This window comes from Mycobacterium sp. NGS69, assembly GCF_059812165.1.
The window spans coordinates 765884-779925 of the sequence record NZ_JCALCD010000002.1; the positions used below are offsets into that span (position 1 = coordinate 765884).

Here is a 14042-nt window from a genome sequence, read left to right on the forward strand (position 1 = left end):
GACACGTTTCCCGAGAGGGACGGTCGGCAGTTGCACTCTCGCGGCTAAGCGCCCTTGACCGCCCGCCAGCGCTGCCGTCCGCCGCGAACCTCGACCTCCACATCGCGAAAACCTGCTGCCCGCAGGCGATCCGGCAAGGTTTCGGGCGACACCGTGTTGCAGGTGTCGCGGAAGTGCAGGAGGCGGAACCGCAGCGAGGTCACGCTGTCGCTGCCGGCGAAGACGCCGCCGGGTCGAAGCACCCGGAACGCCTCGGCGAACAGGCGGTCCTGCAGCTCGGCGGTCGGGACGTGATGCAGCATCGTGAACGACACCACCGAGCTGAACTCGTTGTCGGGCAACCCGGTATTGGTGCCGTCGCCGTTGATGATGCGCGCGCGATCGCCGTAGAGCCGTTGCAGACGCTGCGCCATCGGGGTGTCGATCTCCACCGAGGTCAGTTTCGGCGTCTTGTCGACCAGCACTCGCAGAATCGCTCCGTAACCGGGCCCGATCTCGAGGGTGTTGTCGCCAAGGTCCACATCGGCAAGAGCCCATGGGAGCAGCTCGTCTTCCACCTGCTTTGCCCAGCGATCCGAGCTGCAAATCCGTCGGTGCGCGAGGTTCATTGCCATACCCAACGACGGTAGACCAATAGCATTTGCAGATGTGGAGTCCCGGTGGGTGCTGCACCTGGACATGGACGCGTTTTTCGCCTCCGTCGAACAACTCACCCGACCGACCCTGCGGGGACGGCCGGTGCTGGTCGGCGGCCTGGGTGGGCGGGGCGTCGTGGCCGGCGCCAGCTACGAGGCCCGCGTGTTCGGCGCCCGGTCGGCCATGCCGATGCATCAGGCGCGCCGGCTGATCGGAGTGACCGCGGTGGTGCTGCCGCCGCGCGGTGTGGTCTACGGGGTGGCCAGCCGCCGAGTCTTCGACACCGTGCGCAGCCTGGTACCGGTCGTCGAGCAGCTGTCCGTCGACGAGGGTTTCGGCGAGCCGCCGTGGCTCGCCGGGGCGCCGGCCGAGGACGTCGAGGCGTTCTGCGAGGAGTTGCGGGGGCGCATTCGCGACGAGACCGGCCTGGTCGCGTCGGTCGGTGCGGGCTCGGGCAAGCAGATCGCGAAGATCGCGTCCGGACTGGCCAAACCCGATGGGGTGCGGGTGGTTCGGCGCGCCGAGGAGCAAGCGCTGCTGGGCGGGCTGCCGGTGCGGCGGCTGTGGGGGATCGGCCCTGTCGCCGAGGAGAAGCTGAATCGGCTCGGCATCGAGACCGTCGCAGAGTTGGCCGCGCTCACCGACGCCGAGGTGGCCAACATCCTGGGCGCGACGGTCGGGCTGGCGCTGCACCGCCTCGCGCGCGGCATCGACGACCGCCCCGTCGCCGAGCGTGCGGTGGCCAAGCAGATCAGCGCCGAGTCGACCTTCGCCGCCGACCTGACCAGCCTCGAGCAGCTGCGCGACGCGATCGATCCGATCGCCGAGCACGCGCACCAGCGCCTGCTGCGCGACGGCCGCGGCGCGCGCACCGTCACGGTGAAGCTGAAGAAGTCCGACATGAGCACGCTGACCCGCTCGGCGACGTTGCCCTACGCGACCACCGAGGCCGGCGCGCTCACCGCGGTCGCCCGCCGGCTGCTGCTCGACCCACGCGAAATCGGCCCGATTCGCCTTCTCGGGGTGGGGTTTTCGGGGTTGAGCGACGTCCGCCAGGAGTCGCTGTTCCCCGACCTCGAGTTGTCGGGGGAGACGTCCGACCCGCAGCACATCGAGACCGCGACCGAGGCGATGTTCGCGCCGGCGCCCGAGGAGGCCGCGGGGTGGCGGGTGGGAGACGACATAGCGCACCGCGAACTGGGACACGGCTGGGTGCAGGGCGCCGGCCACGGTGTGGTGACGGTGCGCTTCGAGACCCGCGGCTCCGGCCCGGGTCAGGCGCGCACGTTTCCCGCCGACACCGACGACCTCACCGGCGCCAACCCGGTCGACTCCCTGGACTGGCCCGACTATCTCGGTGGCCTGCAGGCCGACGCGCTGCTAACCCCAGCGGTCGACGACGTCGGCGACGGGTAGCCCGGCGGCCAGCGCGGCCATCGTCAGCACCCGCGCCTGCGGCGGCCGCAGCCGCGGCACCATCACCGCGCCGGCGGCGGCCATGTCGTGGCCGGGACCGTAACTCGCGCCGACCCGCCCGCCCGGGACCCGGGTGGACACCGCGACGACCACGCCGTCGCGGCAATGCCGGCGCACCCCGTCGACGACCGCCGCACCGGCGTTGCCCGAACCCAGCGCCTCCAGCACGACGCCCCGCGCGCCGGCGGCCACGCAGGCGTCGAGCGCCACCGAGTCACTCCCCAGGTATGCCGCGACGATGTCGACGCGGGGGGCGGTCGCGGCGCCGAGATCACCGAGATACGGACGGGTTTTGGGGCCGGTCAGGGTCACTTCGCCGCTGTCCACCCTGCCGACCAGTTCGCCGGCGAAGCCGCTCAGGTCCTCGGTGGCCACCTTGTGCATCCCCAGCGGCTGCAGCACCCGGCCGGCGAAGCACACCAGCACCCCCAGGCCGCGGGCGGCCGGGCAGGCCGCGACCGCCAGCGCGTCGCGCAGATTGGCCGGCCCGTCGGCGTCGGGGGCGTCGGCGCTGCGCATGGCGCCGGTGAGCACGACCGGGACTTCCCCCGCGTGGGTGAGGTCCAGCCACAGGGCGCTCTCTTCCATGGTGTCGGTGCCGTGGGTGACGACCACGCCGTCGGCCCCGCCGTCGATCGCCGCGCGCACGGCGGCCCGGATGCGGTCCCAATCGGCCGGCGTCAGCTCGGAGCTGTCGAGGGCCAGCAGGTCGACGACGTCGACGTCCAGCCCCGAGGTGAGATCGGCGCCGCTGTAGGCCGGTCGGCGCACCCCGTCGGCGCCTTCGCCCGTCGATATCGTGCCTCCGGTGGCGATGACGGTGAGCCTGCCCTTCGAATTAGCCACGGTGGCATCATCGCGCACCTTCGGGTTAGGGAATGATGGTGACGTGTCCGACGAACCCTCAGGACCGGCCCGGGAGGTGGCCGAACCCGAACCCGCACCCGCCAGGCCGCCGAGGCGGCTGCGCCTGCTGCTGTCAGTCGCGGCGGTGGTGCTGACCCTCGACATCGTGACCAAGGTGCTCGCCGTCAGGCTGCTGCCCCCCGGCCAGCCGGTGTCGATCATCGGCGACACCGTGACGTGGACCTTGGTGCGCAATTCGGGGGCGGCCTTCTCGATGGCCACCGGATACACCTGGGTCCTGACGCTGATCGCGACCGGCGTGGTGGCCGGCATCTTCTGGATGGGGCGACGGCTGGTATCGCCGTGGTGGGCGGTCGGGCTCGGCATGATCCTCGGCGGCGCGATGGGCAACCTGGTCGATCGGTTCTTCCGGTCGCCCGGCCCGCTGCGCGGGCATGTGGTGGACTTCCTGTCGGTCGGCTGGTGGCCGGTGTTCAACGTCGCCGACCCGTCGGTGGTCGGCGGGGCCATCCTGCTGGTGGTGCTGTCGGTCTTCGGATACGACTTCGACGCCGTGGGCCGCCGAAAGGCCAACGGGGACGCCGTCGCCCGGCGCCAGGCCGATCAGCACCGATGACCGAGCGTTCGATGCCCGTCCCGGAGGGACTGGCGGGCATGCGCGTCGACGCCGGGCTGTCGCGGCTGCTGGGGCTGTCGCGGACCGCGGCGGCCGCGCTGGCCGAGGACGGCGGCGTGGAATTGGACGGCGTGCGAGCCGGCAAGTCCGACCGCCTGACGGGCGGCGCCTGGCTGCACGTGCGCCTGCCCGACGCGCCGGCGCCGCTGGAAAACCCGCCCGTCGACATCGAGGGCATGACCATCCTGTACTCCGACGACGACATCGTTGCGGTCGACAAACCTGCGGCGGTGGCCGCGCACGCGTCGGTCGGATGGTCCGGACCCACGGTGCTCGGTGGCCTGGCCGCGGCCGGTTACCGGATCACCACATCCGGCGTGCCGGAGCGCCAGGGCATCGTGCATCGCCTCGACGTCGGCACCTCCGGGGTGATGGTGGTGGCGCTTTCCGAGCGCGCCTACACGGTGCTCAAGCGGGCGTTCAAGCAGCGCACCGTCGACAAGCGTTACCACGCGCTGGTGCAGGGGCATCCGGATCCGTCCAGCGGGACGATCGACGCGCCGATCGGGCGGCACCGCGGCGGCGAGTGGAAGTTCGCCGTCACCAAGGACGGCCGGCACAGCCTCACCCATTACGACACCATCGAAGCCTTCCACGCGGCGAGCCTGCTCGACGTGCACCTGGAAACCGGACGCACCCACCAGATCCGGGTGCATTTCTCCGCCCTGCACCACCCGTGCTGCGGCGACCTCGTCTACGGCGCCGACCCGAAACTCGCGAAAAGGCTTGGGCTGGAACGGCAATGGCTGCACGCACGCTCGCTGGCTTTCGCCCACCCGGCGGACGGCCGGCGGATCGAGATTGTCAGCCCCTACCCGCCCGATCTGCAGCACGCGCTGGACGTGCTGCGCGACGAGGGCTGATCAGCCGGGCTTGCGGACGTCCACGAGCACCCGCGTCGGGTGCGCGACGAAGGACCCGTCGGCCTCGATCCGCTCGTGCAGTTCGCGCAGCCGGTCGCGGTAGCGCTCGACGGTGAAGTCCGGCACCGTCCACACCACCTTGCGCAGGAAGTAGACGACGGCGCCGATGTCGAAGAACTCGGCGCGCAGTTTTTCCATGCGCAAGTCCACCACCTCCAGGCCCGCGGCCTGCACCTGCGCCCGCACGGCGTCCGGGTGGAACTCGGCCCATTTCTCGGGCTGCGGCCCGATGAAGTACTCGACCAGCTCACCCATGGTGGCGGGCCCGATGTGCTGCGCGAAGTAGCTGCCGCCGGGCCGGAGGACTCGCAGGATCTCGTCCCACCACACCGAGATCGGATGACGGGTGGTCACCAAGTCGAACGCTTCGTCGGCGAACGGCAACGGCGGCTCGTCCCGGGTCGCCACGACCACCACGCCCAGCGGATGCAGGCGTTTGGTCGCCAGGGTCGCGTTGGGCGGCCAGGTCTCGATCGCCGCCATCGTGGGCGGGAACGGCCCCGCGCCCGCCAGTACCTCGCCGCCGCCGGTGTGGATGTCCAGCGCGGCCGACACCGTCGCGAGGCGGCCGCTCAGCAGCCGCTGGAAGCCCCAGGACGGTCGTTCCTCCGTCGCGCGGCCGTCGAGCCAGGAGAAGTCCCAGCCGTCGACGCTCACCGAGTCGGCTTCGGCCAACAGATCTTCGAAAGTGCGGGGCATGCATTGCATTGTGGTGTCGATCGGACGTGGCCTCAATCGTCATTGCGGTGAAACCATTAAGAAGAAAGGGGCATCGTCATGCAGTACTGCCTGCTCATGCACTACCAGGAGGGCGGCGAACTCGGGCTGACCACCGAAGACATGGCGCCCGCGCGGGCGGCGTTCGCCAAATACGCCGACGATCTCGACGCTGCCGGCGTGCTGATCGGCACGCAGGTCCTGCAATCGGCTGTCGCGTCGACCACCTTCACCGCGCGCGACGGCGAACCGAGGATCCAGGACGGGCCGTTCGCCGACACCAAGGAACGCCTCGGTGGGGTCTTCGTCATCGACGTGCCGGACCTGGACGCCGCCCTGTCGTGGGCGAAGCAGTGCCCGGCCGCCGGGTGGGGGTCGATCGAGATCCGGCCTGTCGCAGTCACTTACGCGAGCGGCAAGGGATGGTACAGCCCTGAATGAGGCGCAGGCCCGGGTGGCCGAGCTGGTCCGCGAGTCCTACGGTCGGTTGCTGTCGGTGCTGGCCGCGCCGAGTGCCGACATCGCCGCGGCCGAAGATGCCATTGGTGACGCGCTGGAGCGCGCGCTCGCCCGCTGGCCGGACGAGGGGATACCGGACAACCCCGAAGCCTGGGTCCTTACCGTCGCCCGCAATCGGCAGCGCGACCGGTGGAAGTCGCACGCCTACCGGAAGACCGGCCCCCTGCCCGAAACATGGGATATCGGTGGCGATTTCCCGGTCCCGGCGGCGATCCCCGATCGTCGCCTGGAGCTGATGCTGGTCTGCGCGCATCCCGCGATCGCCGCCAATTGCCGCACCGCGTTGATGCTGCAGACGGTGCTGGGCATCGACTCGGCGGCGATCGCGCGGGCGTTCTCGTTGCCACCCGCGACGCTGGCCCAGCGGCTGGTCCGCGCCAAGCGCAGGATTCGCGAGGCGCACATCCCGTTCGCGGTCCCGGAAGACTTCGACGAGCGGCTGCCGGCCGTGCTGGAAGCCGTTTACGGTGCGTGGGCGATCGATTGGCAGCTGGAGCCGCAGGGTGTGCCCATCGAGTCGTTAGCCGCCGAGGCCCTGCACCTGGCGCTGGTGCTGGCCGACCTATTGCCGGAGGAGCCCGAGGCGCTCGGGCTGGCGGCGCTGATTTGCCTGTCCGAGTCGCGTCGGCCGGCGCGGCGCACCGACGGCGGCGAGTTCGTTCCGCTCGACGACCAGGACACCCGGCTGTGGGACTCGGCGATGATCGCGCGCGGCGAGGCGCTGCTGCGTCGGGCCCATGCATTCGGCCGGCCCGGGCGGTACCAATACGAGGCGGCCATCCAGTCGACGCACTGCGCCCGGGTGCACGGCGGGCGGGCGGACTGGGCGGCGTTGCGCAAGCTGCATCGGGCGCTGGTGCGCGTTGCGCCGTCTTTGGGTGCGGCGGTTTCCCTGGCGGTCGTCGACGGCCGCCTCGACGGGCCGGAGGCGGGGCTGGTCGCGCTTGACGGCATCACCGACCCGGCGATGGCGCGCTTCCAGCCGGCCTGGACGGCGCGTGCGCATTTGCTGGTCGAGGCGGGGCGGCCCGCGGCGGCGGCGGAGGCCTACCGCAGGGCCATCGACCTCACTGCCGACCCCGGCGTTATTCGATATCTGCGTCGGCGGCTCGCCGAGGTCGCGGGTGAGCGCCGCGCTTAGACCGTGGTGGTCTCGGACGACGCGATGTCGGGCGCGAGCGGCGCGATGGCGCCGAGTATTTCGGTGACCGTCGCGGCGGGCACCCCCGCGGCGGCGAGCGCGTCGGCCAGGTGCCCGGCCACCAGGCTGAAGTGGTGCATCGTGATGCCGCGGCCCTGGTGCACCTGTTTCATCGGCGCTCCGGTGTACGGCTCGGGGCCGCCAAGCGCCGCCGCGAAGAACTCGGCCTGCTTGCCCTTGAGGCGGTTCATGTTGGTTCCGGTGAAAAAGCCCGTCAGTTGGCTGTCGGCGAGCACGCGAACGTAGAAGTCCTCGACGACGACTTCGATCGCCTCGTGCCCGCCGATCCGGTCGTAGATCGTGTTCGGCTCTGGTTTGCGGAATTGCGCCAGAATTTTCATAACGCCGATTGGAACATTTGAGCGTTGCCCGTCAGTTAGTCCACGATCACACCCGGATTACCCTGTGTAACAAGCCGATTGCTCTCTAATGGTCACGATTTGGACAGCTGTGTGAGCGAATCTGCCGCTGCCGGTCGGTTAATGCCCTAGGTTGGATTTATGACCCACGTCACATTGCCTCTCAGGAGCGAGCGCCGATGAATCTGCTTGGTGACTTGACCCACTTGGTGGAAAAGCCCTTCGCGGCGGTCTCCAACATGATCAACACCCCCAACTCGACCGGGCGATATCGACCGTTCTACCTGCGGAATCTGCTGGACGTGGTGCAGGGCCGCACGCTCAGCGACGCGGTGGAGGGCTGCACCGTCCTCATCACCGGCGGGTCGTCGGGCATCGGCGCGGCCGCCGCCAAGAAGATCGCGGAGGCGGGCGGCGTGGTGGTGCTGGTGGCCCGAACCCGGGAGAACCTCGAGAAGGTCGCCTCGGAGATCGAGGGCAATGGCGGTACCGCCCACGTGTACCCGTGCGACCTGACCGACATGGACGCCATCGCCGCGATGGCCGATCAGGTGCTCGACGACCTCGGTGGGGTCGACATCCTCATCAACAACGCGGGGCGGTCGATTCGGCGCTCGCTGAAGCTGTCCTACGACCGCATCCACGACTACCAGCGGACCATGCAACTGAACTACCTCGGCGCGGTCCAGCTCATCCTCAAGTTCATCCCCGGCATGCGCGAGCGCGGCTTCGGCCAGATCATCAATGTCTCGTCGGTCGGCGTGCAGACCCGCGCGCCGCGCTTCGGCGCCTACATCGCCAGCAAGGCCGCCCTCGACAGCCTGTGCGACGCGCTGCAGGCCGAAGTGGTCAACGACGACGTCAAGTTCACCACCGTGCACATGGCTCTGGTGCGCACGCCGATGATCAGCCCGACCACCATGTACGACAAGTTCCCGGCGCTGACGCCGGACCAGGCGGCCGGCGTGATCGCCGACGCGATCGTGCACCGGCCCCGGCGGGCGAGCTCGCCGTTCGGGCAATTCGCCGCCGTCGCCGACGCCGTCAACCCGGCGGTGATGGACCGAGTGCGCAACCGCGCGTTCGCCATGTTCAAAGATTCCGACGCGGCCAGGGGTGGCGAATCATCCAGTGAGGCAGAGTCTTTCGACAGGCGGAGCGAGACGTTTGTTCGCGCGACCCGAGGGATACATTGGTGAAATCATGAGCCTTCCGAAACCCGACACCGACACCACCGTCGTCATCACCGGCGCCTCCTCCGGCATCGGCGCCGAACTGGCCCGCGGCCTGGCCCGCCGCGGCTTCCCGCTATTGCTGGTGGCGCGGCGCCGCGACCGCCTGGACGACCTCGCCAACGAGGTGGGCCAGGAGTACTCGGTGGCCGTCGAGGTTCTGCCGCTGGACCTCAGCGACGCCAAGGGCCGCGGCAAGCTCGCGGACCGGCTGCGCAACGAGCCGATCGCCGGCCTGTGCAACAGCGCCGGTTTCGGCACCAGCGGGGTCTTTCACGAGCTGCCGCTGGAACGCGAAAGCGAAGAGATCACCCTCAACGCGCTCGCCTTGATGGAACTCACCCACGCCGTCCTGCCGGGCATGGTGGAGCGCGGCGCCGGCGCCGTGATGAACATCGCCTCGATCGCCGGCTTCCAGCCGTTGCCGTACATGGCGGTGTATTCGGCCACCAAGGCCTTCGTGCAGACCTTCTCCGAGGCCATCCACGAGGAACTACACGGAACGGGGGTGTCGGTCACCGTCCTGTGTCCGGGGCCGGTGCCCACCGAGTGGGCCGAGATCGCCAACGCCGAGCGGTTCAGCATCCCGGTGGCGCAGGTCTCACCGCGCGACGTCGCCGAGGCGGCCATCGGCGGGATGCTCGCCGGCAAGCGCAGCGTGGTGCCGGGCATCGTGCCCAAGGTCGTCAGCACCGGCGGCAGGTTCGTGCCGCGCACCTTGCTGCTGCCCGGACTCCGGATCGGCAACCGATTCCGGGGCGGGCCCACTCATTAGCGCGAACGCGCGGGCGAGCTAGCGCCTGCTGTATCTGCGCCGCAGATACCAATACAGAAAGCCAGCCGCCGCGATCAGCGCCAACCCCCCGGCGATGAAACAGATATCGAGGGCCAGGTTCGGCGGTTGGTAGGCGCGGCGGCCACGCACATGAACGTCCAGCTGCGATCCGACCGGCGGGGGATCTTTGTAAGTCGTGTTCCAGCTTCCGCCCCACTTCGCCAGCGCGTATAGCTGGCCGGTCTGCGGTGTTCCGCCCGCGGTCCACGTGGCGTCGCAGCGGTATCCGTCGACCCCGTGCGTGACGCAGTTGACGACCGTCGCCCTCGCCGGCGTGCCGGGATCCAAGGCCTCGGGCAACACGCCCTGCTCGGCCACGCGCAACCCGGCCAACCCAACCAGCATCGCGAAGGCGACGCCGACCCAGGCCAGGACGCCGGCGCGCTTGCGACGCGACGGGGGTAGATCCGCAACCGGCGCGAGTGCCTCTTGGCGGGCCCGGGCGGCCACCAGCAAATCGTGTTGCCTCCTGCCGGCGATGAGCAGGGCGAACCCACCGATGTAGAACGCCAGACACCACCAGTAGCGCGACCAATCGAGCATCGCGGGGAATCCGGCGCAAAAGAGCAGAAAACCGCCGGCCATCATCAGCCATGCCTTAGTCATGCGAATCCCCGTTCGTGCCAAAATCGCCGGTCGGAATGTTAAGGACGACTCTTTGCGAAATCCTTGCAGCGCCAATTGCCCTTGCAAACCGGCAGCGGCTTGACGTAGGAGAGAACCATGGCCGCCGTAGAGATGACCGCCGACATGCCGATGACCCCGCACGAGATGTGGGACCACGTTTCGGACCTCTCGGAATTGGGCGAATGGCTGGTGATGCACGAGGCGTGGCGCAGCGAGCTGCCCGACGAGATCACGGAGGGAACTCAGATCGTCGGCGTGGCGCGTTCCAAGGGCCTGCGCAACCGGGTGACCTGGACGGTGACCAAGTGGGATCCTCCGCACGAGGTGGCGATGTCGGGAGCGGGCAAGGGCGGAGCGAAGTACGCCGTCACGCTCTCGGTGCGGGCGGCCGGCGGCGGGTCGACGCTGGGCCTGCGTCTCGAGCTGGGCGGGCGCGCGTTGTTCGGCCCGGTGGGCTCGGCCGCGGCCCGCGCGGTCAGGGGAGACGTGGAGAAGTCGCTGAAGCAGTTTGTGGAGCTGTACGGCTAGGCATCACCGCGGTGTCGTCGTCCTCCCACAGCAGCAGCTGACGCACCGAGGCGCGCGACCCGTAGGGCTGCAGCATCGTGCTGGCCGGGCGTGGGCGCACGCTTAGGGGCCACCAGAACCAGCGCCCGAGAAGCGTTGCGACGGAAGGCGTCATGAAGGAACGCACGATCAGTGTGTCGAACAAGAGCCCCAGTCCGATCGTGGTCCCGATCTGGCCGAGCACTTGGAAACCGCTGAACACGAACGCGCACATGGTGATCGCGAAGACCAGCCCGGCGGAGGTGACCACCGAGCCGGTGCCGGCCATCGAGCGGATGATGCCGGTCTTTATGCCGGCGGGGATTTCTTCCTTGAATCGGGAGATCAACAGCAAGTTGTAGTCCGATCCCACGGCCAGCAGCAGGATGATGGCCAGTGCGAGCACGACCCAGTACAGCTTGATGCCGAACAGGTACTGCCACACCAGCACCGACAGCCCGAACGAGGCGCCGAGCGAAAGGGCCACCGTCCCAACGATTACCAGTGCCGCGACCAGGCTGCGCGTGATGATCATCATGATCAGCAGGATGAGGGCCAGGGCGGCGAATCCCACGATGAACAGGTCGTACTTGGCGCCGTCCTGGATGTCCTTGTATGTCGCCGCCGTGCCGCCGACATAGATTTTGGCGTCGGCCATCGGCGTGCCCTTCAGCGCCTCGTGCGCGGCGTTGACGATCGGGTCGATGTGCGAGATGCCTTGCGGCGTAGCCGGATCGCCGTCATGGGTGACGATCATCCGGGCCGCCTTGCCATCGGGGGAGAGGAACAGTTTCAGCCCCCGCTTGAAGTCGGGGTTCTTGAACACCTCGGGGGGCAGGTAGAAGCTGTCGTCGTTCTTCGCGGTGTCGAAGGCCTGCCCCAGCGCCGTCGCGTTGTCGATCGCGTCCTGCGTCTGGGCGTTGATGCCGGCCTGGGTGGCGTGGCTCGCCAGCGCCAGTTGGCGGTTGGTCTCCTGGCTGTCGATCTGGGGCGGTATCAGTGCCACCAGTTTCGGCTGCAGCGCGTCGAGCTTGTCCAAAGTGGCCGTGAGGTTCTCGAACTTCTCCGTGAGCTGGTCGACGCCGTCGAGCGCGTCCAGGACCGAGCGGATCGCCCAGCAGGCGGGGATGTCGAAGCAGTGTCTCTCCCAATAGAAATAGCTGCGAATCGGGCGGAAGAAGTCATCGAAGTTCGCGATCTTGTCGCGCAGGTCCCGGATCGTGTCGACCGTGTCGTGAAAGCTCTGAGTCTCGCTGTGGGTGGCGGCGGCAAGCTGTTGCTGAAGGGTGTATTGCTCCTTGAGGATGTTGATCGTCTTCGCCAGCTCGCCGGCCTGCGTCAGCAGGTCATTCGCTCGATCCCGTTGGTACGACAGGTTTTCCTGTTGGGCGGCGCTCTGATTGCTGATCACGAAAGCGAGCGAGCTGTGGACGAGCGGGGTCCCCAGCGGCCTAGTGATGGTCTGCACCTGCGCGACGCCGGGGACGTGGAACACCGCCTTGGCCACCCGGTCCAGGATCAGCATGTCGGCCGGGTCACGCATGTCGTGATCCGTTTCGACCATGAGCAATTCGGGCTCGAGCCGGGCGCGCGAGAAGTGCCGCTCGGCCGCGGTGTAACCGATGTTGGCCGGCGCGCTGGCGGGCATGTAGGGCCGGGTGTCGTAGCTCGTCTTGTATCCGGGCAGCGCGAGCAGGCCAACGAGTGCCAGCGCGCACGCGGCGGTGAGCACGGGGGCGGGCCAGCGCACGATGGCGGTGCCGATCCGTCGCCAACCGCGGGTCCGCATCGCGCGTTTCGGCTCGAAGACGCCCAGGGCGGAACCCAGGGTGAGCACCGCCGGGCCCAGGGTGAGCGAGGCGATGAGTGCGACGAGGATGCCGAGAGCGGCTGGGATGCCCAGGCTTTGGAAGTAGGGCAACCGGGTGAAGCTCAGACAGAAGACCGCGCCGGCCACGGTCAGCCCCGAGCCCAAGACGATATGGGCCGTTCCGCGGTACATGGTGTGGTAGGCGGTTTCCCTGTCCTCGCCGGTCCCGCGCGCCTCCTGATAGCGGCCGACGAAAAATATCGCATAGTCGGTTCCGGCGGCGATCACCAGCAGCGTGAGGATGTTCGTCGCGTACGTCGACAACCCGATGATGCCGGCGTTGCCCAGAAACGCGACTATCCCTCGGGCCGCGGACATTTCGATGAGGACGGTGAAAAGCACGAGCAGCATCGTGAAGAGGGAACGGTAGACGAACAGCAACATCACCGCGATCACCCCGACGGTGATCGCCGTGACCTTCGCGGTGCCCTTGCTGCCGACGTCGAACTGGTCGGAGATGAGCGGCGCCGCTCCGGTCACGTAGACCTTGACGCCGGGCGGGGGCTGCATGTGCTCGACGATGTCGCGGACGGCGCCGACGCCCTCGTTGGCCAACGCCGAGCCCTGATTGCCCGCCAGGAACAGCTGGACGTAGGCGGCCTTGCCGTCGTTGCTTTGTGACCCCGCCGCGGTCAACGTGTCGCCCCAGAAGTCCTGGACGTGCTCGACGTGCTTCTTGTCCTGCTCGAGCTTGCGGATCATCGCGTCGTAGAACTTGTGCGCGTCCGCGCCGAGCGGCTTGTCGCCCTCCAGGACGATCATGGCCTGGCTGTCGGTATTGAATTCCTGAAACTTCTGGCCGATGCGCTTGATCGCCTTCAGCGACGGCGCGTCGGGGGAGTTCAGTGCCACGTTGTGGGTTTTGCCCACCTCTTCCAGCTGTGGCACCGCGATGTTGGTGATGGCGGCGAGCGCGATCCAGAACAGCAGGATCGGCAGCGAGAGCCGCCGGATGATGTGCGGCACGCGGGGCCGTCTCTCTGTGTGATTGCTCATCCCGACTTATCCAGGCAGAAGGTGTAGGCGTCGACTTGGTTCACGGTGCGTTCGTCCTTTACCTCACCGTTGACGGTGATCCGGCAGCCGAGGGTGTTCCCGGTGCCCTGCGCGACCACGTTGCCGATCACCGCGGGCTCCGTCGTCGTGATGGTGTACGACCAGGGCAGGGGCGCGTTCTTGACTTGCTGCGGTTGAGCGTTGACGTCCAGGTAGTTGATGGTCGCCACGGCGCCCGGCGCGCCGAAGACCTCGAGGACCACCTTCTTGGGGTTGAACGGGACTATTTCGTTGGCCAGGCCGCTGTTGGCCGAGACGTTGGAGTGGGAGCCGAAGATCCCGTGCAGCCGGTAGATGGCGAATCCGGTGAGCGCGAGGACGAGCACCGCGACCAGTGGAATCCATCCCCGTCTGACGAGGGACATGATCGAAATCCCCTTCATCCGTCGGCCTTTCGATGCTCGGGCGCCACGGTCACGCGGCTCCTGCGAGCGCCATCGTCGGGTATGACCTTACGGTACTGATGAGTACTGCACAAGAGACGTGAACGTACACTTTGCGC

15 protein-coding genes are annotated in these 14042 nt (G+C 68.4%); 8 read left to right on the forward strand and 7 right to left on the reverse strand.

Annotated elements, in window-relative coordinates; translation table 11 throughout:
- Positions 1-44: 44 nt before the first annotated feature.
- Positions 45-614, reverse strand: a complete 570-nt coding sequence (locus AC5Y2S_RS08945) for a class I SAM-dependent methyltransferase (RefSeq protein ID WP_499955535.1) — start codon at positions 612-614, stop codon at positions 45-47.
- A 34-nt stretch (positions 615-648) separates the two neighbouring features.
- Between AC5Y2S_RS08945 and AC5Y2S_RS08950 the strand changes: the two genes are divergently transcribed.
- A complete protein-coding gene (locus tag AC5Y2S_RS08950; protein ID WP_499955537.1) occupies positions 649-2052 on the forward strand; it encodes a DNA polymerase IV in 1404 nt (467 codons plus the stop codon).
- Here AC5Y2S_RS08950 and AC5Y2S_RS08955 read toward each other — a convergent pair.
- Positions 2017-2958, reverse strand: a complete 942-nt coding sequence (locus tag AC5Y2S_RS08955; protein ID WP_499955539.1) for an asparaginase — start codon at positions 2956-2958, stop codon at positions 2017-2019. The genes AC5Y2S_RS08950 and AC5Y2S_RS08955 overlap by 36 nt on opposite strands.
- A gap of 43 nt (positions 2959-3001) precedes the next feature.
- On the opposite strand from AC5Y2S_RS08955, the gene lspA reads away from it, so the two are divergent.
- Positions 3002-3595, forward strand: a complete 594-nt coding sequence (gene lspA, locus AC5Y2S_RS08960) for a signal peptidase II (protein ID WP_499955541.1) — start codon at positions 3002-3004, stop codon at positions 3593-3595.
- Complete coding sequence (locus AC5Y2S_RS08965; protein ID WP_499955543.1) at positions 3592-4518, forward strand: RluA family pseudouridine synthase; 927 nt, start codon at positions 3592-3594, stop codon at positions 4516-4518. The genes lspA and AC5Y2S_RS08965 overlap by 4 nt, the downstream gene beginning before the upstream one ends.
- Here the strand turns inward: AC5Y2S_RS08965 and AC5Y2S_RS08970 are convergent, their stop codons facing one another.
- Positions 4519-5277, reverse strand: a complete 759-nt coding sequence (locus AC5Y2S_RS08970; RefSeq protein ID WP_499955545.1) for a methyltransferase domain-containing protein — start codon at positions 5275-5277, stop codon at positions 4519-4521.
- Positions 5278-5355: 78 nt separating this feature from the next.
- On the opposite strand from AC5Y2S_RS08970, the gene AC5Y2S_RS08975 reads away from it, so the two are divergent.
- Positions 5356-5736: a YciI family protein gene (locus tag AC5Y2S_RS08975; protein ID WP_499955546.1), complete on the forward strand. Its 381-nt coding sequence runs from the start codon at positions 5356-5358 to the stop codon at positions 5734-5736.
- Positions 5737-5749: 13 nt separating this feature from the next.
- Complete coding sequence (locus AC5Y2S_RS08980) at positions 5750-6955, forward strand: RNA polymerase sigma factor (RefSeq protein ID WP_499955548.1); 1206 nt, start codon at positions 5750-5752, stop codon at positions 6953-6955.
- Here the strand turns inward: AC5Y2S_RS08980 and AC5Y2S_RS08985 are convergent.
- Positions 6952-7356: a group I truncated hemoglobin gene (locus tag AC5Y2S_RS08985; protein ID WP_499955550.1), complete on the reverse strand. Its 405-nt coding sequence runs from the start codon at positions 7354-7356 to the stop codon at positions 6952-6954. The genes AC5Y2S_RS08980 and AC5Y2S_RS08985 overlap by 4 nt on opposite strands.
- Before the next feature lie 197 nt (positions 7357-7553).
- Between AC5Y2S_RS08985 and AC5Y2S_RS08990 the strand changes: the two genes are divergently transcribed.
- Together AC5Y2S_RS08990 and AC5Y2S_RS08995 are read left to right on the forward strand one after the other, a co-directional pair.
- Positions 7554-8573, forward strand: coding sequence for an SDR family NAD(P)-dependent oxidoreductase (locus AC5Y2S_RS08990; RefSeq protein WP_499955552.1), 1020 nt, complete (start codon positions 7554-7556; stop codon positions 8571-8573).
- Between the two features lie 4 nt (positions 8574-8577).
- Positions 8578-9381, forward strand: coding sequence for an SDR family NAD(P)-dependent oxidoreductase (locus tag AC5Y2S_RS08995; RefSeq protein ID WP_499955554.1), 804 nt, complete (start codon positions 8578-8580; stop codon positions 9379-9381).
- Between the two features lie 18 nt (positions 9382-9399).
- On the opposite strand, the gene AC5Y2S_RS09000 is transcribed toward AC5Y2S_RS08995, so the two are convergent.
- Positions 9400-10047: a hypothetical protein gene (locus AC5Y2S_RS09000; RefSeq protein ID WP_499955556.1), complete on the reverse strand. Its 648-nt coding sequence runs from the start codon at positions 10045-10047 to the stop codon at positions 9400-9402.
- A 117-nt stretch (positions 10048-10164) separates the two neighbouring features.
- Between AC5Y2S_RS09000 and AC5Y2S_RS09005 the strand changes: the two genes are divergently transcribed.
- Positions 10165-10596, forward strand: a complete 432-nt coding sequence (locus AC5Y2S_RS09005) for a type II toxin-antitoxin system Rv0910 family toxin (protein WP_499955558.1) — start codon at positions 10165-10167, stop codon at positions 10594-10596.
- Here the strand turns inward: AC5Y2S_RS09005 and AC5Y2S_RS09010 are convergent.
- The gene (locus AC5Y2S_RS09010; RefSeq protein WP_499955560.1) at positions 10544-13480 is read right to left on the reverse strand and encodes an MMPL/RND family transporter; all 2937 of its coding nucleotides are present in this window, start codon (positions 13478-13480) and stop codon (positions 10544-10546) included. The genes AC5Y2S_RS09005 and AC5Y2S_RS09010 overlap by 53 nt on opposite strands.
- Complete coding sequence (locus tag AC5Y2S_RS09015; RefSeq protein WP_499955562.1) at positions 13477-13923, reverse strand: MmpS family transport accessory protein; 447 nt, start codon at positions 13921-13923, stop codon at positions 13477-13479. Before AC5Y2S_RS09015 ends, AC5Y2S_RS09010 begins: the two co-directional genes overlap by 4 nt.
- Positions 13924-14042 lie beyond the last annotated feature (119 nt).